20 protein-coding genes are annotated in these 22,343 nt (G+C 74.5%); 7 read left to right on the forward strand and 13 right to left on the reverse strand.

From position 1 onward, the window contains the following. Window positions 1-194 precede the first annotated feature (194 nt). Together AB0C84_RS36605 and AB0C84_RS36610 are read left to right on the forward strand one after the other, a co-directional pair. Entirely contained in the window at window positions 195-860 is a 666-nt protein-coding gene (locus tag AB0C84_RS36605; protein ID WP_361075192.1) for an MBL fold metallo-hydrolase, read from the forward strand. Continuing rightward, the gene (locus AB0C84_RS36610) at window positions 839-1,534 is read left to right on the forward strand and encodes an ATP-binding protein (protein WP_361075194.1); all 696 of its coding nucleotides are present in this window, start codon (window positions 839-841) and stop codon (window positions 1,532-1,534) included. The genes AB0C84_RS36605 and AB0C84_RS36610 overlap by 22 nt, the downstream gene beginning before the upstream one ends. On the opposite strand, the gene AB0C84_RS36615 is transcribed toward AB0C84_RS36610, so the two are convergent. Continuing rightward, complete coding sequence (locus AB0C84_RS36615) at window positions 1,527-2,798, reverse strand: hypothetical protein (protein WP_361075196.1); 1,272 nt, start codon at window positions 2,796-2,798, stop codon at window positions 1,527-1,529. The two genes, AB0C84_RS36610 and AB0C84_RS36615, sit on opposite strands and share 8 nt — an antisense overlap. Before the next feature lie 156 nt (window positions 2,799-2,954). Here AB0C84_RS36615 and AB0C84_RS36620 point away from each other — a divergent pair, with 156 nt between their 5' ends. The 3 genes from AB0C84_RS36620 to AB0C84_RS36630 are packed head-to-tail and all read left to right on the forward strand — an operon-like array spanning window position 2,955 to window position 5,461. Next, the gene (locus tag AB0C84_RS36620) at window positions 2,955-4,040 is read left to right on the forward strand and encodes an S-(hydroxymethyl)mycothiol dehydrogenase (RefSeq protein WP_361075198.1); all 1,086 of its coding nucleotides are present in this window, start codon (window positions 2,955-2,957) and stop codon (window positions 4,038-4,040) included. Beyond that, the gene (locus tag AB0C84_RS36625; RefSeq protein ID WP_361075234.1) at window positions 4,037-4,669 is read left to right on the forward strand and encodes an MBL fold metallo-hydrolase; all 633 of its coding nucleotides are present in this window, start codon (window positions 4,037-4,039) and stop codon (window positions 4,667-4,669) included. The genes AB0C84_RS36620 and AB0C84_RS36625 overlap by 4 nt, the downstream gene beginning before the upstream one ends. A gap of 51 nt (window positions 4,670-4,720) precedes the next feature. Then, window positions 4,721-5,461: a hypothetical protein gene (locus AB0C84_RS36630; RefSeq protein WP_361075200.1), complete on the forward strand. Its 741-nt coding sequence runs from the start codon at window positions 4,721-4,723 to the stop codon at window positions 5,459-5,461. A 218-nt stretch (window positions 5,462-5,679) separates the two neighbouring features. Here the strand turns inward: AB0C84_RS36630 and AB0C84_RS36635 are convergent, their stop codons facing one another. Together AB0C84_RS36635 and AB0C84_RS36640 are read right to left on the reverse strand one after the other, a co-directional pair. Then, a complete protein-coding gene (locus AB0C84_RS36635; protein WP_361075202.1) occupies window positions 5,680-7,281 on the reverse strand; it encodes an adenylate/guanylate cyclase domain-containing protein in 1,602 nt (533 codons plus the stop codon). A gap of 74 nt (window positions 7,282-7,355) precedes the next feature. Further along, window positions 7,356-7,850 carry a helix-turn-helix domain-containing protein gene (locus tag AB0C84_RS36640; protein ID WP_179841888.1) on the reverse strand — a complete coding sequence of 165 codons (495 nt, stop codon included), beginning with the start codon at window positions 7,848-7,850 and terminating at the stop codon, window positions 7,356-7,358. Between the two features lie 91 nt (window positions 7,851-7,941). Here AB0C84_RS36640 and AB0C84_RS36645 point away from each other — a divergent pair, with 91 nt between their 5' ends. Next, window positions 7,942-9,336 carry an MFS transporter gene (locus tag AB0C84_RS36645; protein WP_258940025.1) on the forward strand — a complete coding sequence of 465 codons (1,395 nt, stop codon included), beginning with the start codon at window positions 7,942-7,944 and terminating at the stop codon, window positions 9,334-9,336. A gap of 1 nt (window position 9,337) precedes the next feature. Here the strand turns inward: AB0C84_RS36645 and AB0C84_RS36650 are convergent, their stop codons facing one another. Genes AB0C84_RS36650 through AB0C84_RS36660 form a run of 3 tightly spaced genes read right to left on the reverse strand, consistent with a single transcriptional unit; the run spans window position 9,338 to window position 12,034 of the window. Next, entirely contained in the window at window positions 9,338-10,735 is a 1,398-nt protein-coding gene (locus AB0C84_RS36650) for a VWA domain-containing protein (protein ID WP_361075205.1), read from the reverse strand. Window position 10,736: 1 nt separating this feature from the next. Continuing rightward, entirely contained in the window at window positions 10,737-11,606 is an 870-nt protein-coding gene (locus AB0C84_RS36655; RefSeq protein WP_258940027.1) for a MoxR family ATPase, read from the reverse strand. Beyond that, complete coding sequence (locus AB0C84_RS36660) at window positions 11,603-12,034, reverse strand: hypothetical protein (protein WP_361075207.1); 432 nt, start codon at window positions 12,032-12,034, stop codon at window positions 11,603-11,605. Before AB0C84_RS36660 ends, AB0C84_RS36655 begins: the two co-directional genes overlap by 4 nt. A 128-nt stretch (window positions 12,035-12,162) precedes the next feature. Between AB0C84_RS36660 and AB0C84_RS36665 the strand changes: the two genes are divergently transcribed. Further along, the gene (locus tag AB0C84_RS36665; protein WP_361075209.1) at window positions 12,163-12,501 is read left to right on the forward strand and encodes a hypothetical protein; all 339 of its coding nucleotides are present in this window, start codon (window positions 12,163-12,165) and stop codon (window positions 12,499-12,501) included. Between the two features lie 175 nt (window positions 12,502-12,676). Here AB0C84_RS36665 and AB0C84_RS36670 read toward each other — a convergent pair whose 3' ends face one another. The 7 genes from AB0C84_RS36670 to steA all read right to left on the reverse strand — a co-directional run bounded on the left by AB0C84_RS36670 (window position 12,677) and on the right by steA (window position 22,262). Then, window positions 12,677-14,872, reverse strand: coding sequence for an acyl-CoA dehydrogenase (locus AB0C84_RS36670; protein ID WP_361075211.1), 2,196 nt, complete (start codon window positions 14,870-14,872; stop codon window positions 12,677-12,679). 76 nt (window positions 14,873-14,948) lie between these two features. After that, on the reverse strand, window positions 14,949-15,953 hold the full coding sequence (locus tag AB0C84_RS36675) for a TerC family protein (RefSeq protein WP_258940031.1): 1,005 nt from the start codon (window positions 15,951-15,953) through the stop codon (window positions 14,949-14,951). A gap of 227 nt (window positions 15,954-16,180) precedes the next feature. Further along, window positions 16,181-17,374 carry a glycosyltransferase family 4 protein gene (locus AB0C84_RS36680; protein WP_361075213.1) on the reverse strand — a complete coding sequence of 398 codons (1,194 nt, stop codon included), beginning with the start codon at window positions 17,372-17,374 and terminating at the stop codon, window positions 16,181-16,183. After that, window positions 17,367-19,028 (reverse strand): lipid II flippase MurJ, encoded by a 1,662-nt coding sequence (locus tag AB0C84_RS36685; protein WP_361075215.1) that lies wholly within the window; start codon window positions 19,026-19,028, stop codon window positions 17,367-17,369. Before AB0C84_RS36685 ends, AB0C84_RS36680 begins: the two co-directional genes overlap by 8 nt. Before the next feature lie 48 nt (window positions 19,029-19,076). Then, window positions 19,077-20,069, reverse strand: a complete 993-nt coding sequence (locus tag AB0C84_RS36690) for a hypothetical protein (protein WP_361075217.1) — start codon at window positions 20,067-20,069, stop codon at window positions 19,077-19,079. Window positions 20,070-20,073: 4 nt separating this feature from the next. Next, window positions 20,074-21,027, reverse strand: coding sequence for a copper transporter (locus AB0C84_RS36695; protein ID WP_179841896.1), 954 nt, complete (start codon window positions 21,025-21,027; stop codon window positions 20,074-20,076). Continuing rightward, window positions 21,024-22,262, reverse strand: coding sequence for a putative cytokinetic ring protein SteA (steA, locus tag AB0C84_RS36700; protein ID WP_179841897.1), 1,239 nt, complete (start codon window positions 22,260-22,262; stop codon window positions 21,024-21,026). Before steA ends, AB0C84_RS36695 begins: the two co-directional genes overlap by 4 nt. Window positions 22,263-22,343 lie beyond the last annotated feature (81 nt).

Genomic DNA, 22,343 nt, shown 5'->3' on the forward strand with positions numbered 1-22,343 from the left:
CCATCGCCGCCGCCGGCGTCCGTCGAACCTGATCTTCCAGTTCCCATGGTGCGGTGGAAAGAGGGAAAAGTCCGTCCGGCAGCGCACGGTTCGGCTGCGTCTGGTGACGCATTCCCCGCGCGGGCCCCGGGGCGCGGGTGATCGTGTGCGCCGATGATGGAAGATGGTCTTCGAACGATCGACGGGGAGGACGCATGACCTACACCGGTAACGTCGAGGCCGGGGGGCGTCCGGACGTCCGCGAGCTGCCCGGGCTGCGGGTGACGAAGGTGGCGGTCGGCCCGTACGACAACAACGCCTACCTGCTGCGGTGCACCGCGACCGGCGAGCAGTTGCTGATCGACGCGGCGAACGAGGCGCCCCGGCTGCTGGAGCTGATCGGCGACGGCCCCCTCGCGCGGATCGTCACCACGCACCGCCACGAGGACCACTGGATGGCGCTGAGCGAGGTGGCGCGGGCCACGGGCGCGCCGGTCGTCGCCCACCCGCGCGACGCCGTCCCGCTCCCCGAGCCGGTCGCCGAGCCCGTGGAGCACGGCGACACCGTCACGGTCGGGCAGGCGTCCCTCGACGTCATCCACCTGCGCGGGCACACGCCCGGCTCGATCGCGCTGCTCTACGACGCCGGCGGCGAACTGGCCGACCGCCCGCACCTGTTCACCGGCGACAGCCTGTTCCCCGGCGGCGTCGGCAACACCTGGGGCGACCTGATGCGGTTCCGGCAGCTGCTCGCGGACGTGGAGGAACGCGTCTTCGACCGCCTCCCCGACGCCACCTGGTTCTATCCGGGCCACGGCAAGGACTCGACGCTCGGCCGCGAGCGCCCCTCGCTCCCGGAGTGGCGCGCCCGCGGCTGGTGACCTCCGGGCCGGCCCGGAACAAGTGGTGCGGGACGTTCGTTGGCCCCAACACACTTCCGGCCCGAGACCAGGAGTCGACCATCCCCCACCCCCACGATGCGGATCCGGGACCCGCGCTGCGCTACCCGGCGGGTTCGCTGGTGCTGGTGGCCGGCCTGCCCGGCGCCGGCAAGAGCACCCTGCTCAACCGCCTGTACGGGTTGCGCGGCGACGAGACGGCGCCGGTGCGCGCCGGGGACGTCCGGGTGATCGACTCCCGCCAGTCCCGCAACTGGTGGGCGCGCTTCCTCGGCCCGCTGCCCGTCCGGCTGCGGACCCCGGTCGTCCAGGCCACCCATGTCTGGCGCATCGGCCGCGCGGTCGTCGCCGGGCACGGCGTCGTCGCCCACACCCGCGGCACCTGGCCGCACATCCTGCACTGCTTCGCCTGGCTGGCGCGCCGCCGCGGCGGGCGGCTGCACCTGATCCTCATCGACGTCGCGCCGGAGACCGCCCGCGCCGGCCAGTACGCGCGCGGCCGCGTCGTCACCTCCATCGCCTTCGCCCGTCACTGCCGCCGCTGGCGCCCCCTGATCGCCCGGGCCCGCAGCGGCGGCCCGCTGCCGCCCGCGGCCGGCGTCACCGTCCTCGACCGCGACGCCGCCGACAAGCTGCGGGCCATCCACTTCACCTGAGCTCGCCGAACCAGCGGACGATCCGGGCGGTGCCCTCGAGGTTGGAGCCGAGGTGACGGGAGCCGCCGTAGAGCCGGTCGCCCACCTCGACGACGGGCACGGTCACGCCGCGCTCCCGGAACCCCGCGGCGCAGTGGTCGGTGTTGGCGGTGCCGGCCTGCTCGTCACCGGCCATCTTGTAGAGGCGGACCGGGATGCGCGGCGTCCAGGCCGTGCAGACCTCCGCGTCCACGCGCAGGGCTTCGGCGAACGTGCCGGACGGATGCTCCAGCAGCGCGAAGCCGCGTGGAGTGAGGAGCGCGTCGAGGGTGTCAGGCAGTCCGTCGAGCATGACGGGCCCCGGCGTCGTGCCGTCGAAGTACTTCTCGACGCGCTCGGCGTAGGGCTCGCGGAACAGTTCCGAGGGAGACCCGTAGATGCCTCCGTGAACGCGGTTCCATGAGGTGAGCAGGTACGACGTGTAGGCGACCGCCATCTTCGGAGCGATGTCCCCGGCCAGCAGGGAGGGCAGTTCCGCGCCCCGGAAGTCGTAGGCGCCGCTGATCGGGGCCAGCGCGCGGACCCGGAAGTGCGGATCGGCGCCGCCCTGAAGCGTCCGCGCCAGGCCGAGAGCGGACGAGGCGCCCTGCGAGAAGCCGGTGACGAAGACCCGGCCGTCCAGGACGCGGCCCGTGCGCGGTGCGAAGTGGCGCGCGGCGCGGAGCATGTCGAGAGACGCGCTCGTCTCGGACGGCACGTCCTTCCACGGATGGATCCCTGGCCCGAGGCCCAGACCGAGGTAGTCGGGCGCGACCGCCGCGAACCCGGCCGCGGCATAGGTGACGGCGGGGCCGGGGCCCCAGGCGTCGTCCGCCGTCGAGGGCGCGTCCGGCTTGTAGCTGGTCGTGCCGTGCGTGTAGGAGACGGTGGCGAGCCGGCGGTCCCGGTTGCGAGGCAGGACGACCAGACCGCTGGCGGTCGTCGCGCGGCCGCGGGTGTCGACCGTCCGGTAGACGAGCCGGTAGGTGTCCACGCCGTGGCGGACGGACGCCGTGTCGAAGTCCTCCGACGCCAGCCAGGCGCGCACCTGCTCGGCGGACATGGTGGCGAGGTGGCTGACCGAGACCAGGTGTCCGCGTGCGGCGTTCTGGGCGGCGGCGGCCCCGCCCTGGGGGCCTCCGGTCGGGCGTTCGAAGGGAGCGGCGGACGCGGGGGCGACGCCGGCGGCCGTGATCGCGGCTGCGGCCAGCACCCCTGCGGTGAAACGGGTCACGATGCGTGTCATGGGCAAAGCCTCGTGTCGGGCGGGCCGGACCCGCGTCACGCCCGCAGGTGATCTCGCGTCCGCTACCTGAGAGGGTCCCGCGGCCGGAAGTGAACAGGAGGGCGGGCGGGGCGTGGGTAGGGTCGGGGGGAGATCGAGACGACGAGAGGCGGCAGCATGGCGCAGCAGGTACGCGGGGTCGTCGCACCCGGCAAGGGACAGCCGGTGCGGATCGAGACGATCGTCGTCCCGGACCCGGGGCCCGGCGAGGCGGTCGTCGACGTCCAGGCGTGCGGGGTCTGCCACACCGACCTGCACTACCGCGAGGGCGGGATCAACGACGAGTTCCCGTTCCTGCTCGGGCACGAGGCCGCCGGGGTCGTCGAGTCGGTGGGCGAGGGTGTCACCGAGGTGGCGCCCGGCGACTTCGTGGTCCTCAACTGGCGCGCGGTGTGCGGGCAATGCCGCGCCTGCCTGCGCGGGCGGCCCTGGTACTGCTTCAACACCCACAACGCCGCCCAGAAGATGACCCTCGAGGACGGGACGGAACTGTCGCCCGCGCTCGGCATCGGCGCGTTCGCCGACAAGACCCTCGTCGCGGCCGGGCAGTGCACCAGGGTCGACCCCGCGGCGCGGCCCGAGGTCGCCGGGCTGCTCGGATGCGGGGTGATGGCGGGGCTCGGCGCGGCGATCAACACCGGCGGGGTCGGGCGCGGCGACTCGGTCGCGGTCATCGGCTGCGGCGGCGTCGGCGCCGCCGCCGTGCTCGGCGCCCGGCTGGCCGGGGCCGCCCGGATCATCGCCGTGGACCTGGACGAGCGCAAGCTCGCCACCGCGTCCTCCCTCGGCGCCACGCACACCGTGAACGGCGCCGAGAAGGACGTCGTCGCGACGGTGCGGGAGCTGACCGGCGGGTTCGGCGCGGACGTCGTCATCGACGCGGTCGGCCGCCCCGAGACCTACGAGCAGGCCTTCTACGCCCGCGACCTCGCCGGGACGGTGGTGCTGGTCGGGGTGCCGACACCGGAGATGAGGCTGGAGCTGCCGCTGCTGGACGTGTTCGGGCGCGGCGGTTCGCTGAAGTCCTCCTGGTACGGCGACTGCCTGCCGTCCCGGGACTTCCCCATGCTCATCGACCTCTACCTCCAGGGGCGCCTGGACCTGGACGCGTTCGTCTCCGAGACCATCCAGCTGGACGGCGTCGAGGCCGCCTTCGAGAAGATGCACCGCGGCGACGTGCTGCGCTCGGTGGTGATGCTCTGATGGCCGCGCGCGTCGACCACGTCGTCACGTCCGGGACGTTCTCACTGGACGGCGGGACCTGGGACGTCGACAACAACGTCTGGATCGTCGGGGACGACCGCGAGGCGATCGTCATCGACGCCGCGCACGACGCCGAGGCGATCGCGGCGGCGCTCGGCGACCGCCGGCTGGTGGCGATCGTGTCCACGCACGGGCACGACGACCACATCGACGCGGCGCCCGCCCTGCGGGCCCGCACGGGCGCGCCCGTCCTGCTGCACCCGGACGACCTGATGCTGTGGAAGCGGCGCCACCCGGACACCTCGCCCGACGGCGAGCTGTCCGACGGGCAGGTCATCACGGTCGCGGGCACCGACCTCACCGTCCTGCACACGCCCGGCCACAGCCCCGGCGCGGTGTGCCTCCACGCGCCCGCCCTGGCGACGGTCTTCTCCGGCGACACCCTGTTCAGCGGCGGGCCGGGCGCGACCGGCCGGTCGTTCTCCGACTTCCCGACGATCATCGCCTCGATCCGGGAGCGCCTGCTGACGCTCTCGCCGGAGACGACCGTCCGCACCGGGCACGGAGAGTCCACCACCGTCGGCGCGGAGGCCCCGCATCTCGAGGAATGGATAGCCCGCGGCCACTGACCGGGATAGTGTCCCCGGTGGCGGACAGGCGTCCAGGGCCGGGAGGGTGCGATGCGGCGCAGGGCACCGCTGGCCCTCCTGCTGTGCGGGGCCGTCACGGGCTGCGGCCAGAGCGCGCGCGGCGCGGACCTGCCGGGCGTGCCGCCGCCGACCGCGCCGCCCGCCTCGGCCACCGCGCCCGCCGCGAGCCCGCCTCCCGCCACCGGCGTCCCCGCGCCCGCGACCAGCGGGCCCGCGCTGCTCGGACGGGTCGCGGGGTGGCGCATCACCACGTACTACACGGCGTTGGAGAGCCTCTACCGAGGCGAGCGCAAAGCGGTGCGCGGCTGCGCCCGCTTCCACTGCTCGCACGGGAAGGCACCGCTCGGCTCCTACCCGAAGGACTTCCTCAAGGTCGTCCAGACCGAGGGCAGCGGGCGCATCACCGAGGGGCCCGAGCGGGGCCGGTACCTGAACTGGTCGCACAGCGTCGGCTTCTGGCTGGACGACACCACCCGCGACTCGCGGGGGCGCCCGCTGCGGGCGTGGGCGTCGGCGGCGGCCGACAGGTCCGTCCTGGCGCGGGGCCAGCGGTTCGCGGTCGTCGACTGCGGCAGGGAGGGCGGCCGCGCCGTCGATGACGAGGTCTGCGCGGCGTTCCGGAAGGCCCGCTGGACGGTCACCGACCTGTTCCGCCCCGGATATGGCGGCGAGAACCACGCCGACGTCTACATCGGCGAGGAGAAGGGCTCGCGGCTGGCCGGATCGCCCTTCTACACGACGCTGACCGGCGCCACCCTCGGCCCGTCCTGAGAAGCCCTGTCTCAAAGCCCCCCTGCGCCACGCGCGCGAACGCGTGACCTGGCCGGTGGAGCGAAGCCGAAGGCGAGCGGAACCGGGCAGATCGCGAAGCGATGCCGCGTTCGCCCAGGCCTGGTCACGTAGCGAGCCGCCAGGCGAGCGAAGTGGGCCGGGACCGTTGAAACACAGCCGCCAGGCGAGCGAAGTGGGCCGGGACTTTGGAACACAGCTCAGGTCGGGACGCGCTCGGCCGGGAACGGGGAGGCGAGGCGGGTCGGCTGTGTCCGGCCCCGCAGGGTGACCTCGTCGCCGAGCGACCAGTGCGCCGCCTCGTCCGGCCCCGCCTCGGCGAGGAGGGAGCCCGCCGCCAGCACGCGCTCGGAGGTGGTCTTGGCCATGTCGGTGAGGCGGGCCGCCTCGTTCACCGGGTCGCCGATCACGGTGTACTCGAACCGCTCCTCGGCGCCGATGTGCCCGGCGACGGCCTCGCCCGCCGAGACGCCGACGGCGGCGCTCAGCGCCGGGACGTCCTCGCGCAGCCGGCGGGCCAGCTCGCGGGACGCGGCGAGCGCGCGGGCGGGCGCGCCGTCCAGCGCGAGCGGCGCCCCGAAGATCGCCAGCGCGGCGTCGCCCTCGAACTTGTTGATCCAGCCGCCGTGCGCGCCGATCACCTCGACGACCACGGCGAAGAAGTCGTTCAGCAGCCGGACGACCTCGGCGGGCGGCCGGTCGGCCGCGAGCCGGGTGGAGCCGATGATGTCCACGAAGATCACCGCGACCTCGCGCAGCTCGCCGCCGAGGTCGATGCCGCGCTCCACCGCGACGCGGGCGGCGTCCGCGCCGACCTGGCGGCCGAACAGGTCGCGCAGCCGCTCGTGCTCGCGCAGCCCGGCGGCCATGTGGTTGAACCCGGCCTGCAGCAGCCCGACCTCGCTGGCGTCGTAGACGGGGACCTCGACGTCCAGGTCGCCGCGCTCGATCCGGGCGAGGCCGAGCCGCACCGACTCGACGGGGTCGGCGATGGCGCGGGCGGCGCCGTAGGTGACGCCGAGCCCGACGACCAGCGCGATGCCGCCGAGCGCGAGGACGGCGACGGCGAACTCCCGCACGGTGATCCTGGCGATGACGAACGAGCCGACCGCGAGGGTGATGAGCCCGAGGATCGGGACGGCGGTGCCGAGTCCCCAGGCCAGCACGGAGCGGGCGACGACGCCGGGCAGCCCGGTGCGGCGCGGCATCTCGCTGCGCAGCGCGGTGGTCACCGCGCGCCGCAGCAGCCGCTCGGTCAGCAGGTAGACGACCGTGCAGGTGGTGAGGCCGCCGAGCAGGCTCGTCAGGCCCAGCTTGACGGCGAGCAGGCCGGAGAAGGGGGCGTTGATGACGACCCAGCCGACGGTCCCGATCCCCCACAGCGTCAGGTGCAGGGCCATCAGCCGCAGCGGCCCGTACAGCAGCAGGGAGCGTTCGTGCCGGTCGGGCTCGTCGTGCCGCTCGACCATGCGCCGGACGCGGCGGAAGAACCGCTCGCCGAGGACGAGGCCGACCGGAACCGCGGCGGTGACGTAGAGGGTGAAGACGATCAGGTTGATGAGCCGGAGCCGCTCGGACACCTCGCCGACGGGGTCGGGGACGATGACGGCGAACGCGAGCACGACCAGGGCGCCGCCGAGGTTCGCCAGCGCGGTGGAGATCCGCACCAGGACCCTGGCCCGGCGGGCGATCTCGGCCCGGGTGTCGTCGGGGCCGCCGTCGATCAGCCGCCAGAGGGGGCCGAGAACGCTGCCCGGCCGGCGCCGGGCGCGGGGGGAGGTCGCGGCCCTTTCGGTCTTCATGAGCGAGGAGATTATCCGGTCGGATCCTCCCGGGCCCCTCCGCGGGCGCGCGACCTCGCCGAGGGATTGCTCACTCAGGTGCGGATCGGGTCCAGCAACCGGTGCGGGTGGCGCAGGACCATGCTGACGGGGTCGGTGCGGCGGCGGACGCCGGGCCCGGCGTGGATCTCCAGCTCCTCCGGGGCGACGTGCCGCCCGCACGCCGCGCACCGCCCGTCCGGGCCGATCTCGGTGCCGCAGGCGAGGTGGACGAAGACGCGGCACGGCTCGGCGGACAGGTGGTCCTCCGCCCAGCGGGCGAGGGTGTGGACGACGGGCCACAGCTCCTTGCCCATCTCCGTCAGCACGTAGTCGTGGCCGTCCTTGACGAGGACCCCGGCGTCGACCAGCGACTGGAGCCGCGCCGACAGCACCGCACGGGGGATGTCCAGGTGGACGTGGAAGTCGCTGAACCGGCGGACGCCGTAGAAGGCGTCCCGGACGATCAGCAGCGTCCAGCGCTCCCCCACGACCTCCAGCGCGCGGGCCAGCGAGCAGTCCTGCGCCGCGTAGTCCTTGCCGAGTGCCATGGCACCACAGTACCCGCCGGGGGGTTCATTGATTGAACCCGCACGTGCTACGGTCACTCCGATCAGTTCGTTCAATGAACTTGGAGACCGCATGACGACTCTGGCGACCCCCCGCACCGCGCGCAGCGCGCCGGGAACCGCCGCCGCGCTGACGCTGCCGGCCGCCGCCACCCTGCTGGCACTGATGAACTACTGCGCCCCCGCGGCGACGCTCGCCGACACCGCGCGCGGGCTGCACGCCGGAGCGAGCGCCCAGATCTGGCTGATGAGCTCGATCAGCCTCGGTCTGGCGGCGGCGCTGCTGGCCGCCGGCAGCCTCGCCGACGACCACGGGCGCAGGCGCGTCTTCGTGGTCGGCGCGGTGGCGCTCGCCGTCTCCAGCGTCGCGTGCGCGCTCGCGCCCAACGCGGCGGTGTTCATCGCGGGCCGCGTCGCGCAGGGCGCGGCCAGCGCGGCACTGCTGGTGACCGGGCTCGGCATCATCGGCGCCTCGTTCGCGGCGGGGCCGCGGCGGGCGCGGGCCACCGGCATGTGGGGCGCGATGGTCGGGCTCGGCATCGCGCTCGGCCCCGTCGCGGCGGCCGGGCTGACCGCCGCCGGGGGCTGGCGGCTCTGGTACTGGGCCACGGTCGCCGCGTCCGCGGTGCTCGCCGCGGCGGCGTCCCGCGCGCTCACCGAGTCGCGGGCCGAGCGCCCGCGCGGCGTGGACGTGCCGGGCCTGGCCACCATGAGCCTCGGCGTGGCGGCGCTGGTGGCCGCGATCACCTGGGGCCGCGCCGGCTGGACCGCGCCGGGCGTCCTCGCGCTGTTCGCCGCCGCGGCGGTCCTGCTGTCCGCGTTCGTCCTCGTCGAGTCGCGGCGGCGCGAGCCGATGGTCGACCTGGCGCTGTTCCGGAGGCCCGCGTTCCTGCTGTCGGTGACCGGGGCGCTCGTCACCGGGCTCGCCGTGATCGGCGTCATGACCTACCTGGCGACGATGATGAGCCTGGTGATGGGCCTGTCACCGATCGCGGCGGCGCTGGTGCTGGCGATCTGGTCCGGGCTGTCGTTCCTCGTCGCCCTGCAGGCCCACCGCCTCCCGGCGCGGCTGCCCGTCCGCCGCCTGCTCGCCGCCGGGTTCGCGCTCGCCGGCGTCAGCGAGCTCGCGCTGGCGGGCCTGGCCCCGGACGCGCACTGGTGGCGGCTCGTCCCAGGGCTCGCCGCCGCCGGCGTCGCGAGCGGCCTGACCAACGCCATGCTCGCCCGGCTGGCCGTGGAGAGCGTCCCCGCCGACCGCGCGAGCATGGGGGCGGGCGCCAACAACACCGCCCGCTACATCGGCGCGTCGCTGGGCGTGGCGATCGTCGGGGCCATCGCCACGGGCTCCGGGCACGACGCGGCCTCGCTGGCGCACGGCACGAACGTCGCGATGGTCGTCTCGGCCGTGACCGCCCTCGGCTACGCCGTCCTCGCCCTGGTGATCCGGGATCGGGCCCGGGCCTCCTGAACTAGGCGAGCTCCTCGATGAAGGCGGCCAGCTGGGTCAGGTTCCGGCACTCGTACATGGGGAGCAGCTCGCCGTAGCGGGACGCGGCGGAGTCGCCGGTGTCCCACTGGGCGCGGGGCTCGGGATTGAGCCAGTAGGCGTGCCGGGCGCGGTCCACCATCGACCGCACGATCGGCAGGGACAGCTCCCCGTAGTTGGACCGGGCGTCGCCGAGGATGAGCAGGGACGTCCTCGGGGTGACGGCGTCGCGGTACCGGTCGTCGAACACCTTGAAGGCGTGGCCGTAGTTGGACCGCCCCGTGATCCACACGAGGTCGGCCTCGGCGGCGAGGCGGGTCATCGCGCCGGTGACGTCCGCGCCCGGCGCGAAGTACTTGGTGATCTCGTCGGTGGCGTCGATGAACGCGAACGCGCGGACCTTGCTGAACTGCTCCCGCAGCGCGAACGTCAGCAGCAGCGTGAAGTGCGCGAACGCCGACACCGAGTCGCTGGCGTCGCACAGCACCACCAGCTCGGGCCGGTGCGGGCGCCGCGGCCGGTGGTGGGTGGTGAGCGGCACTCCCCCGCTGGCCAGGGACGCGCGCACCGTCCGGCGGAAGTCGAGCCGGCCCCGCCGCCCGTGCCGCTGCCTCTGCACGAGCCGGGACGCCAGCTTGCGCGCCAGCGGGTACACCTCGCGGCGCAGCGCCTCCATCTCGGCGCGGGTCGCGCCGGCGAAGTCGAGCCGTTCCAGCGGGGGGCGCACGGCGATGCGGGCGGTCCGCTCGACGCCGGTGTCCTCGGCGATGCGGCGCCGCACCTCGCCCGCGACGAGGCCGGAGAACCGGGCGATGCGGTCGCGGAACGTGCGGCGCGCGACGCGCTCGGCCATGCCGCCCCGCTCCCGCCCGGTCAGGACCGCCTCCAGCAGCCGCGCCATCAGGGTCTCCGGCGACAGCGCGCTCAGCACGCCGGAGGAGAACCAGGACTCCTGGCCCGGCGTCCGGCCGTACTCGGCCACGGCCAGCCGGGCGAACCGCCGCAGCCCGGCGTCGTCGCCGGACAGGAGCAGGTCGGCGAGCTCGTCGCGGCGCCGCCGCACCCGCGGGTCGAGCGCCGCCGGGACGGGACGCCCGTCGTCGTCCACCGTCCTCGCCGGGAGCTCGGGATCGCGCGCCGCGCCCGCGCCGTCCCCGACGGCCGCCGGGAACCACAGGTCGAAGAGCGTGTCGAACGTCGCGCGGTGCTGGGGCCGCTTGACGACCGTCGCGGCGTAGGCGGCCCGCAGCGACTCGCGGTCGAGCAGGTCGACGGCCCGCACGGCGCGCACCGCGTCCAGCCCCTCGGCCACCGACACCGGCAGCCCGGAGCGCCGCAGCTCCGCGACGAACCCGGTGTGCCGGTCGACGAGTGAGGCCATGTCAGCCGCTCAGCCCGAGTTCCTTGGCGGCCCGCTCCTGGTCGGAGACGTGCTTGAGGACGACGCCGAGCGTGCGCCCCACGGCGGCCTCGTCCAGGTCGTCCAGGCCGAGGGCCAGCAGCGTGCGCGCCCAGTCGACGGTCTCCGCGATCGACGGCGCCTTCTTGATCTCCAGGTCGCGCAGCGTGCCGACGGTGCGGACGAGCTGCTCGGCCAGCGCCGCCTCGATGCCCGGCACCTGCGCGAGGACGATGTCGCGCTCCCTGTCGGGCGCTGGGTAGCCCAGGTGCAGGTAGAGGCAGCGGCGCTTGAGCGCCTCCGACAGCTCCCGCGCCGCGTTCGAGGTGATCAGCACGAAGGGGCGGCGGACCGCCGCGACCGTCCCGAGCTCGGGGATCGTCACCTGGAAGTCCGACAGGACCTCCAGCAGCATGCCCTCGACCTCCACGTCGGCCTTGTCCGCCTCGTCGATGAGCAGGACGGTCGGGTCGCTGCGGCGGATCGCCGCCAGCAGCGGCCGCTCCAGCAGGAACTCCTCGGAGAAGATGTCGTCGTGGGTCTCCTGCCAGGCGCGGTCGGCGGGCGCGGCCTGGATCGCGAGGAGCTGCTTCTTGTAGTTGAACTCGTAGAGCGCGCGGGCCTCGTCCAGCCCCTCGTAGCACTGCAGCCGGATCAGCTCCGCACCGGTCGCCGCCGCCACGGCCTTCGCCAGCTCCGTCTTCCCGACACCCGCCGGGCCCTCCACCAGCAGCGGCTTGCCGAGCGCCTGGGCCAGGAACACCGTCGTGGCGATGGCGTCGTCCGCGAGGTAGCGGACGCCGGCGAGCCTGCGCCCGGCGTCGGCCGGTGAGGCGAACATCGCGTCGGTCATCCCTTGCCCTTTCGCACGGCGGCCTTCTTGTAGGTCTGGTTGGTGCCGGCGAAGACCAGCGACGCCTTGTCCTCGCTGAGCGCGACACCCCAGTACGACGCCGACCTGGGGTCGCCGCCGTTCCACGAGAAGCGGTACTTGCCGCCGCCCTCGGGGATGGCCGAACCGCTCCACAGCTTCTGCCGCCCCCGCACCCAGACGCCGCTTCCGTCGGCCGTGAACTGGAAGTAGTCCTTGGCGGTGCCGACCCAGCGTCCCACCAGCGGCTTGACGTCGGCGGGCTTCACCGCCGGCAGCGGCGCCAGCGTGGTCGGCGGTGCGGACGGCGCCGCGTCCGCTGCCTGCTTGTCGCCGCCGCAGCCCGCGAGGGCCAGCCCGGCCGCGAGGGCGCAGGCCGCGAGGACGGTCGAACGGGCCCGCACTGTCACGGGGACCTCCGGATTTCCTGGGACAAGAGCGGAATCCTACCCGCGCGTTCGCTCACACCTGAGGGGTAGCCGCCACATGGCACCGGGGGGTGACGCGGGCGCCCGTCCCGCCCGCCTATAACGGTGTCATGACGACCCCACGACTGCCGCGCGACGACCTCATGGCGGCCATGGCGGCCCGGCGCGAGCTGGGGCCCGACTATGACGACGCCTTCATCGAGACGGTCGTCGACCGCATCGAGGAGACCCTCGACGCCCGCGCCGCCGCGCCGCGCACCCGGCGCCGCGCCCCGGCGCCCGAACCCCGGCACGGCGAGCGCGACCACAGCCTGGCCATGGCGCTGCTGTCGCTGCTCGCCGCGATCCCGCTGAGCGCGATCGGCGTCGTCAACGCGGGCCTTCCCGGCCTCCTCATCGCCCTGACCGGCGTCGTCCTCGTCAACTTCACCTACACCTTCCGGAGGTAGTTCCCAGGGGTGGCGACCCCCCTGGAACCCCCCGTTACGAGCCGGGCGATCCTCGCGCCACGGAGCGGGTCTTCGTGCCCGTGCGGGTTCGCGTCGTGTCGCTGCGGTCGCCCGGCTCGACGGGCAGGCGGCTGAGGTTCGTACCCGGTCGGGGTTGGGGTCGTGGTCGGTGGGGTTACTTGCCTGGTTCGGGGTCTCTCGGGAGGCCGAGGATGCGTTCGCCGATGATGTTGAGCTGCACCTCGGTGGTGCCGCCGTAGATGGTCATCGCGCGGCTGAACAGCATGGCGCGGCCCACGATGCCGCTCTCGGCCATCGGGACCTCGGTGGCCGCGGCCGCGCCCTGCGCCGCCCAGCAGTGGTCGGCGACGTCCTGGTTGAACTGGACGCCGAGCAGCTTGCGGACGCTGGCCTCCGCGCCCGGCTCCACGCCGTTCAGCTGCTTGAGCGTGGTGCGCAGGCCGAGCAGGTCGATCGACTGGCCCTGGGCGACGAGCCTGCCGGCCTCGGCGGCCGCGACCGCGTCCAGGTCCCGGTCGGCGAAGAACCGCAGCAGCTCGGGGACGCCCATGCCGAGGCCGCCGCCGGTCGACAGCGACACCCGCTCGTTGGACAGGGTGTTGCGCGCGACCTGCCAGCCCTGGTTCACCTCGCCCACCACACGGTCGTCGGGGACGAACACGCCGTCCAGGAAGACCTCGTTGAACAGGGCGTCGCCGGTCAGCTCCCGCAGCGGGCGGACGTCCACGCCCTCGGACGCCATGTCCACGAGGAAGTACGTGATGCCGTCGTGCTTGGCGGCCGCGGGGTCGGTGCGGGCGATGCAGAACCCCCACTGGGCGTGCTGGGCGAGTGACGTCCAGATCTTCTGCCCGGTGAGCTTCCAGCCGCCCTCGACCCGCTCGGCCTTCATGGACAGCGACGCCAGGTCCGAGCCGGCGCCCGGCTCGGAGAACAGCTGGCACCAGACGATCTTTCCGCGCAGCGTCGGCCGCAGGAACCGCTCCTTCTGCTCGTCGGTCCCGTAGCGGACGAGCGAGGGCACCAGCCAGGCGCCGATCCCGAGGTTGGGCGTCCTGACCTTGGCGGCCCTCAGCTCCTGCTGGATGAGGATCTGCTCGACCGGCCCGGCCTCGCGCCCCCAGGGCCGCGGGAAGTGCGGGACGGTCCAGCCCCCGTCGCCGAGGCGCTCGGCCAGCGCGTCCTTGTCCTCGACCGCGGCCAGCTCGGCGATCTCGGCGCGGATCCGCTCGCGCAGCGGCTGGGCGTCCTCGTCCAGCTCCAGCACGACCTCGCGGCGCCCGCCGTCCAGCGCGAGCGCGGCGACCTTGGCGGCCCAGCCCTTGGACGGGCCGAGCAGCGCCCGCAGCGTCAGGGCGCGGCGCAGGTAGACGTGAGCGTCGTGCTCCCAGGTGAAGCCGATGCCGCCGAGGATCTGGATGGCGTCGCGGGCGGTCTGCACCCCGGCGTCCACCGCGATGACGGCCGCCACGGCGGCGGCGAACCCGGCTTCCTCGGTGCCCTCGTCCAGGGCGCGGGCCGCGTCCCAGGCGGCGGCGCGGGCCTGCTCCAGGGCGATCAGGCTGCGGGCGGCCTTGTGCTTGACGCCCTGGAACTGCCCGATCGGGCGGCCGAACTGCTCACGGACCTTGGCGTACTCGGCGGCCGTCTCCACCAGCCAGCCCGCCAGGCCCGCGGCCTCGGCGCCGAACAGCGCGGCGGCCAGGTCCCGGACCCGGCCGGTGGTGAGGCCGTCCAGGACGCGGTCCGGGGCGACGGCGGCGCCGGAGACCTCGACGGAGGCGACGCGCCGGACCCGGTCCAGGCTCGCCACCGCGGTGACGGCGAGGTCGGCCGCGTCCACCGCGACCCACTGCTCGCCGTCGTCGACGGCGACCGGGAGGACGAGCACGTTGGCGAGGGCGGCGCCGAGCACCGTGCCCGACGTGCCCGACACCACGAGCGAGTCGCCCTCGCGGCGGCCGGTCAGCTCGCCGTCCAGCGCGACGGCGGCCGTGCGGGACCCGTCGGCGAGGCCCGGGAGCAGCTCGGCGCGCAGCTTGGCGTTGCTGGAGGCGTCGATGACCGTGCTGGCGAGCACGGTCGGCAGGAATGGTCCGGGCGCGGCGGCGCGGCCCAGTTCCTCCAGCACGACCGACAGTTCCAGCAGGCCGAAGCCCTGCCCGCCGTGCTCCTCGTCCAGGTGCAGGCCCAGCAGGCCCTGTTCGGCGAGGGCCGGCCAGAACCCGGGCCTGGTCTCCTCTTCCGCGTCCAGCGCGGCCCGGACGGCCGTCGCCGGAATGTTGCGCTCGGCGAAGCCGCGCACCGATTCGGCGAGCGCCTCATGCTCCTCGGTCAGCCCGATGGCCATGCGTCAACCCTCTCTCGACCCTTTTGACCGAGATTCTAGAACAGGATTCGGATGGTGTGGGGACGCGGACCCGGACTCAGCCCTCGCGTGTCGCCGGACTCTCCGCCTCGGCGGCGGGCTCGGCCTTCGAGAGCGGCTCCTTGGACGGCCTGCGACCGGCGGTGAGGCTCGCGACCGCGGTGGCGGTGAGCGTCCCGGCGATCACGGCGAGGGACAGCCAGATCGGGATGTCGGGCGCCCACCCGGCGCCGTACTCGTGCAGCGCGTGCAGGATCAGCTTGACGCCGATGAACCCGAGGATGAACGCCAGCCCGTGCCCGAGGTAGACGAGGCGGTCGGCGAGCCCGCCGAGCAGGAAGTACAGCTGGACGAGGCCCATCAGCGCGAACGCGTTGGCCGTGAAGACCAGGTACGGCTCGGTCGTCAGACCGAAGATCGCGGGGATGGAGTCCAGCGCGAACAGCACGTCGGTGGAACCGATCGCGATCATGACGATGGCCATCGGGGTGACCAGCCGGCGCCCGCCCCGCCGGGTGAGGAACCGGCTGCCGTCGTACTCGTCCGACGTCGGGATGACGCGCTTGGCCCAGCGCAGCAGCGCGTTCTCCTTGAACTCGTCCTCGTCGCCGCCGCGGACCAGGCCGATCGCCGTCCAGATGAGGAACGCGCCGAAGAGGAAGAACACCCAGGTGAAGGTCGCGATGGCGGCCGCGCCGACCGCGATGAAGGCGCCGCGCAGCACCAGCGCGATCACGATGCCCGCCATCAGCACCGTGTGCTGCGCGTGCTTCGGCACGGCGAAGCGGGCGAGGATCACCATGAACACGAAGAGGTTGTCGACGCTGAGGCTCTTCTCCATGACGAAGCCGCCGAAGTACTGCGCGGCGTACTCGCCGCCGGAGAACGCCCAGACGCCGAGCCCGAACAGCGCCGCCAGGCCGATGTAGACCACCGACCAGAACGCGGCGCGGCGGGTGGTGAACTCCCGCGTGTCGTTGCGATGGATCAGGAACAGGTCGGCGGCGATGATCGCAAGGATCGCCGCGATGGTGAGGCCCCAGACGAGGGGGGAGACCGACAACGTGAACACCTCCGGCGGACATGAGACGAGCGCCGGAGGTCTCTCCCGCCCTGTGATCGGGTACGGGCCGCGGAACCCGGGCCGGCATGGGCCGACCGTATTGACGAGAACCGCGCGCGGGGATACTCCCCTCCGTTACCTGCTTCAACGCAGGCCGAACCGGGCCGGTTCCCCTCCCCCGCGACTTTTCCGGTCCCGTCCGCGAACCGGAGCGCGCAAGGCCGCGTCTAAGGCCCGGAAAGCTCCAGGTACAGCTCCGCCAGCTGCTCGACGGCGTCGTCCTCGCCGGGAAGCCGCGCCGCCCGCTGGGCGGCGGCCGAACCCAGCCGCGCCGCCAGCGCCGGGTCGTCCAGGACGCGGCTCACCGCGCGGCCGAGCGCCTCGGCGTCGTTCGGCGGCACCAACAGCGCCGCGTCGGACTCGGGCCCCTGCAGCAGCGAGGCCCCCTCGGCGCGCTCCCCGGCGCCCACCATGCCGGGGATCCCGCCCACGCGGGTCGCGACCAGCGGCCGTCCCGCCCGCAGGATCTCCTGGACGACCAGCGGCTGCCCCTCCCACACGCTCGGCACGACCGCCACGTCGCAGGCGGCCAGCAGCCCGGCGACGTCGGAGCGGCGGCCGAGCAGCCGGACCGGCAGGTCCTCGGCCTCGATCCGGGCGCGCAACTCGTCCTCCAGCGGCCCGTCGCCGGCGATCGCCACGAGCGGCGGCGGGGTGCGTCCCGCCCACGCCGCCGCGGCGTCCAGCAGCGTCGGCAGGCCCTTCTGCGCGGCGAGCCGGGCGACGGTGACGACCAGCGGCCGCTCCCCCACGCCGAGCTCGGCCCGCAGGTCCGCGCGGACGGCGGGCCCGGGCGGCGCCTGCGGCGCGGGCGCCGGGACGATCGCGTGCCCGACCGACCGGGCGCCGAGGGCCCGCATCCGCTCCTCCAGGTCGGGCGAGACGCCGAGGACGCGGGTGGCGCCGCGCGCCACGACGCGTTCCAGCACCCCGTAGACCGCGGCCGTCCGGCCGCCGGTGATGACGGCGTTGTGGAGCGTGACGAGCAGCGGCGGGCCTCCGCGCGCGAACCGCAGAGGGCCCGGCACGACGCGCGCGCACGCCGCCGCGGCGAGCGCCCCGGCGCGCAGGCCGTGGGCGTGGACCACGTCGGCGCCGCGCAGCAGCCGCCGCAGCCGGGCGACGGCCCTGGCATCGCTCGCCGGGCGGGGCCGGTCGGCGAGGTCGACCTCGGCGAACCGGGCGCCGCCCGCGCCGAACCCGAACAGCTCCTCGGTCGCGGCGGGCCCGCACACCACGACGCGGGCACCGCGCTCGACCAGGCCGTCGGCGACGGACCGGACGTGCCGGCCGACGCCGCCGGCGGCGGTGCCGAGGACGAGCGCGACGCGCAGCCCGTCCAGATCCTGCCTGTCAGACATTGCGGGTGACCTTCCGGCTGAGGACGGCCCGCAGGTCCCGGCCGTCGATCACGAATGCGATGATCAGGAAGACGGCGCCGGCGGCCAGCGCGGCGAGCGCCCCGGTCCCGACGTTGCGCAGTTCCCCGGCCGGGCCCGTCCCGCCGAGGCCGAGCAGCGCGGCCGTCGCGTACCCGGCGGCGCCTCCGGCCGTGGCGCCGAGCAGCCCGGCGGCCAGGGCCCGCGGCACGCCGCGCACGGCCGCGGCCCCCCGCGCGCGCACCAGCGTCACTAGCAGCAGCACCCCGGCGACCGTCATCCCGACGGCGTTGCCGACGCCGAGCGCCGCGACGACCCACTGCCGGTCGACCGACAGCACCAGCGCGACCTCGGCGACCATGACGACGACCCAGCCCGTGACCACGGCGGCCGCGCCCATCCGTCCCCGGTGGCACGCGTACAGGACGCGGCCGAGATGCGCGACGAGCCCGTAGCCGAGCAGGCCGGGCGCGAACGCCAGCACAGCGCGCGACAGCACCTCCTGCTGGTCGGGGTGCCCGGGGTTGAACACCGCCGCGACGGGGACGGCGACAGCGGCCAGCGCTGCGGCCCCCGCGCACGACACCAGGATCACCGCGCGGGTCGTGGACGCGGTGACCCGGTCGAACCGTTCGTGGTCGGCCGCGCTCATCCGCGCCGACAGCAGCGGGAACGCGCTGGTCGCGATCGGCACCGCGAGGATCGCCCACGGCAGCAGGTAGATCGCCCACGCGTACTGGTAGTTGGCGAGCGCGCCGCGGGTGCCCTGCGAACTGAGCCGGACGACCAGCAGCGTCGCCAGCTGCTGCGCCGCGACCGTCGCGATCCCGGCCGCCGCGAGCCGCCGCACCCGCCGCGCCACCCCGTCGGGGAAGCGCAGCGTGGGCCGCAGCCTCAGACGCAGCCGCCACGCGGCGAGCGCGGCCGTGGCGGCCATCGCGACGCCGCCGAGCGCCGTCCCGATCGCCAGCGTCAGCTCGGCCCCCGGCGGGAGGCCGGCCAGGTCGTTCTCGAAGCCCCTGCCGAGCGGCGCGTAGACGAGGTAGGCGCCGATCACCACGAGGCTCGACACCAGCGGCGCGAGGGCGGGCGCGACGAACCGGCGGTGCGACTGGAGCAGCCCGTACAGCACGACCGCGATCCCGTACATCACCATCTGCACCGACTGGATCGCCAGCATGTCACCGCCGACCCGCACGACCTCCCCGCGCGAGCAGCCCTGCGGGTCCTTCGCCACCGCCAGCTCCATGAGGGGGTGGGAGAGCAGCGCCATCAGCACCGACAGCGGCACCATCAGCACGACGATCCAGGTGAGCAGCGCCGACCCGATCCGGCGGACCTCCTCGCGGTCGCCGCGCTCGGCGGGCCCCGCCAGCACCGGCACCACCATGCTGGCGAGCGCCCCGCCCGCGACGATCTCGTAGACGCTGCTGGGGAGCTGCGTGGCGCTGAAGTACGCCTGGCTCAGGCACGAGGTGGTGACGGTCTGGGAGAAGGCGTAGGTGCGCCCGAACCCGGCGAGCCGCGCCAGCACGGTGATGACCGCGATGACGACGGCGGCGCCGGCGAGCCCGCCGGTCAGCCGTCGCGCGCCGGACCGCCGCCGGGGCGGCGGTGGCGCTTCGGATGGGGGCACGGTAGGTGAAGGCACGCTCGTCGAGGTCTGCGGGGGGCGTCCGGCGGGCTAGGCGGGGTCGGCGACGCCGTCGCCCGCCGGGTCGGCCTGCGGCGGGACGGCCGGGCGGTACGCGTCCTCGGTGTCGGGCTTGCCGGTCTCCTGCGGCGCCGCCTCGGCGGCGGCCGGGGCGGGGGCGGCGGCCGGGCGGCGGCCGAGCATGTCGACGCGGTTCAGCACCGGATTGCCCGCGATGACCTTGGTGAAGCTGACGAACTCGCTGGCGGCGTTCAGCCCGGCGATCCCGGCGAGGACGGCGAGCCGCGGCCCCCGGCCGAGACGGGTCGCGGCGAGGCCGAGCAGCGCGCCGAGCGCATTGGCGCCGGTGTCGCCGAGCATCGCGCGCTCGCCGAGGTCCTCGGGCAGCAGCGCGGCGGCGGCGCCGAGCGGGGCGGCGACCACGGCGGAGCCGGAGCGGGTCAGCGCCAGCGGCGTCCCCGCGACCAGGCCGACCTTCACGGCCCGCCCGGGGCGCAGGTCGAACAGGTTCATCAGGTTCGCCGACCCGGCGACGACGGCGCCGTTGACGAGGGTGTCGAACGCGCGGCCCGTCCGGGTCGGGGCGGGCGAGCCGGCGACGGCGGCGGCGGCCAGCCCGGTCGCGCCGATGCCGAGGATCTTCACGGCGCCGCTGGTCACCTCGCCGCGCGCGAGCGCGGTCAGGTGGCCCTTGAAGCCGCGCGAGGACGCCGAGCCGGCGAGGTCGTCGTAGCCGCCGAGGGCGCCGCACCCGGCGCCGGCCAGCAGCGCGGCGGCGCGCATCCGGGCGGTGGCGCCGGGGGCCAGCAGCCCGGCCGCGGCGGCGCCCGCGACGAACGCGGGGCCCTCCAGCAGCGTGACCGGCTCGCCGCGGTGGTTGGTGCGGCCCCAGACCTGCTCGCCGGGCAGCCCGTTCAGGCCGGGCGGGCGCCGCGTCAGCGCGGTGTAGGCGGCGCGCGCCGCCACCGCGCCGAGCCCGGCGCCGGCCGCCAGCCGCGTGCTCCTGGCGATGCCTCGTCTCATCAGGTCACCCGTTCTTCGCCGTGGGCGCGGGCGAGGGCAGGTAGCCGCTCGCGCCGGCGCCCGTGCCGTACTGGCCGGACTTGCCGCCGATCTCGTTCTGCAGCGCCAGGATCGCGACGACCTGGCCGGCCGCGGTGTCCACCACGTCGACGGTGGAGACCGAGTCGGCGGCGTCGGAGTCGCGCAGCGCCGCGATCAGCCCGCCCTCCTGCGCGGAGGTCGGCGGGCCACCGACGACGGTACCGCGCCCGGCGCCGTCGAGTGCGGAGGCCAGCGAGATCAGTGCCTTGTTGTCGTCGCCCCCGCCGGCGTAGGCGTAGGCGGCGGCGGGAGCGACCATGACGGCGAGGGTGGCGTGCTGGCCCGGCTTGCCGCTGGTGGTGACGTATCCGGCCTGCTTGAAGCCGTTGAGGACGGCGCCTCCGGCGGCGTCCTCGCGGCCGGACTTGGCGGGGTCCTTGGTGACGAGCGCGCCCGCGAGGACGGCGCCGGCCTTGCCGTAGGCGCCCGCGTTCTCCGGGAACTTCACGTCCTCGGCCTTGAGCTGCGTGGCGAGCTCGTCGACCGTGGTCTGCTGGTCGTCGTCCAGGAGCTTCTTCTGGATCGTGACGCGCCCGGTGACGGCGGCGCCGGAGTCCTTCGCCAGCTGGCTGATCTGCTCGATGCTGTCGTTGCCGGCGCCGGGCGTCTCGATCAGCACGACGGACTGGCCCTTGAGCCGCTCGGCGACGATCTGCGGCGAGAGCACCTTGGTGAACTGCTCCTCGCCGTCCAGCTGGTGCCGCAGGTCGCGCTGCGCCAGCCGGGCCTGCTGGGCCGTCTTGGCGGCCGAGTTGGCCTGCTGGCGCAGGGTGTCGCTCACCGAGTTGGACAGCGTGGTGGAGCCCAGCACGATGCCGAGCGCCAGCGCGAGGAAGATCGCGACGATGGAGACGAGGTGATAGCGGAAATCGATCACGTGAAGAGTCCGGTCAGCCAGAAGAGGAAGGCGTGCCAGCGGTCGGCGAGCAGGGGACTGATGACGTCCCCCGCCGGTGACATGGCGACGGCGGTGACGATGGCGATGAACGCGCCGAGGACGAGGAACAGCAGCGACCAGGTGGAGATCCGGCTGCGGTAGAGCCTGCTGACGCCCTTGGCGTCGACGAGCTTGCTGCCGACGCGCAGGCGGGTGAGGAACGTGCTGGCCATGCCGGCGCGCCCCTTGTCGAAGAACTCCTCCATGTTCGCGTGCGTGCCGACCGCGACGATCAGGGTGGCGCCCTTGTCGTCGGCGAGGAGCATCGCGATGTCCTCGCTGGTGGCGGCGGCGGGGAACACCACGGCGTCCTTGCCGAGCTCGTGCACGCGCTTGAGGCCCGGCGCGCGGCCGTCCCGGTAGGCGTGCACGACGAGTTCGGCGCCGCAGGTGAGCGCGTCGTCGGAGACCGAGTCCATGTCCCCGACGATCATGTCGGGGCGGTAGCCGGCCTCCAGCAGCGCGTCGGCGCCGCCGTCCACCCCGATCAGCACGGGGCGGTACTCGCGGATGTAGGGGCGCAGGGTCGCGATGTCCTCGCGGTAGTGGTAGCCGCGCACGACGATCAGGGCGTGCCGCCCGGAGATCCTCGTGGCCACCTCGGGGACGCCGACGCCGTCGATGAGCAGGTCGCGCTCGCGCTTGACGTACTCCATCGTGTTGGCGACGAACGCCTCCAGCTGGGAGGCGAGCCCGGCCTTGGCCTCGGTCAGCGCCTCCTCGATGGACGCGGCGGTCTGCTCGGTGCCCTTGGCGACGACCTCCTCGCCCCGGTGCACGGCGGGCCCCTCGACGCGGACCTGGTCGCCCTCCTGCAGCTTGCTGAAGATCTCCGGGCCGACGTCGTCGACCAGCGGGATGCCGGCCTCGATCAGGATCTGCGGCCCGAGGTTCGGGTAGCGGCCCGAGATGCTGGGCGCGACGTTGACGACGGCGCCGACCTCGCGCGACACCAGCGCCTCGGCGCTGACGCGGTCGAGGTCGACGTGGTCGATGACCGCGACCTCGCCGGGCTGCAGCCGCTTGGTCAGGTCCTTGGTGCGGCGGTCGAGCCGGACCGTGGCGCTGACCCCGGGCCGCCCGTCGTCGCGGCTCCGGCCCAGCGTGAGGACGCGCCGGGGCAGCCTCTGGGCCAGCCGGACGCGTCGCTCTGCGGTGGGTGACGACTCGTTCATCAACTGCCATCCTGCCAGAGCACGGGAGCGAACGCCGGAAAGGCCGACTGTCCAGGCGTGTCCGTTCGCGCACTCTCTGTA

The organism is Actinomadura sp. NPDC048955, assembly GCF_040649435.1.
GTDB lineage: Bacteria > Actinomycetota > Actinomycetes > Streptosporangiales > Streptosporangiaceae > Spirillospora > Spirillospora luteofluorescens.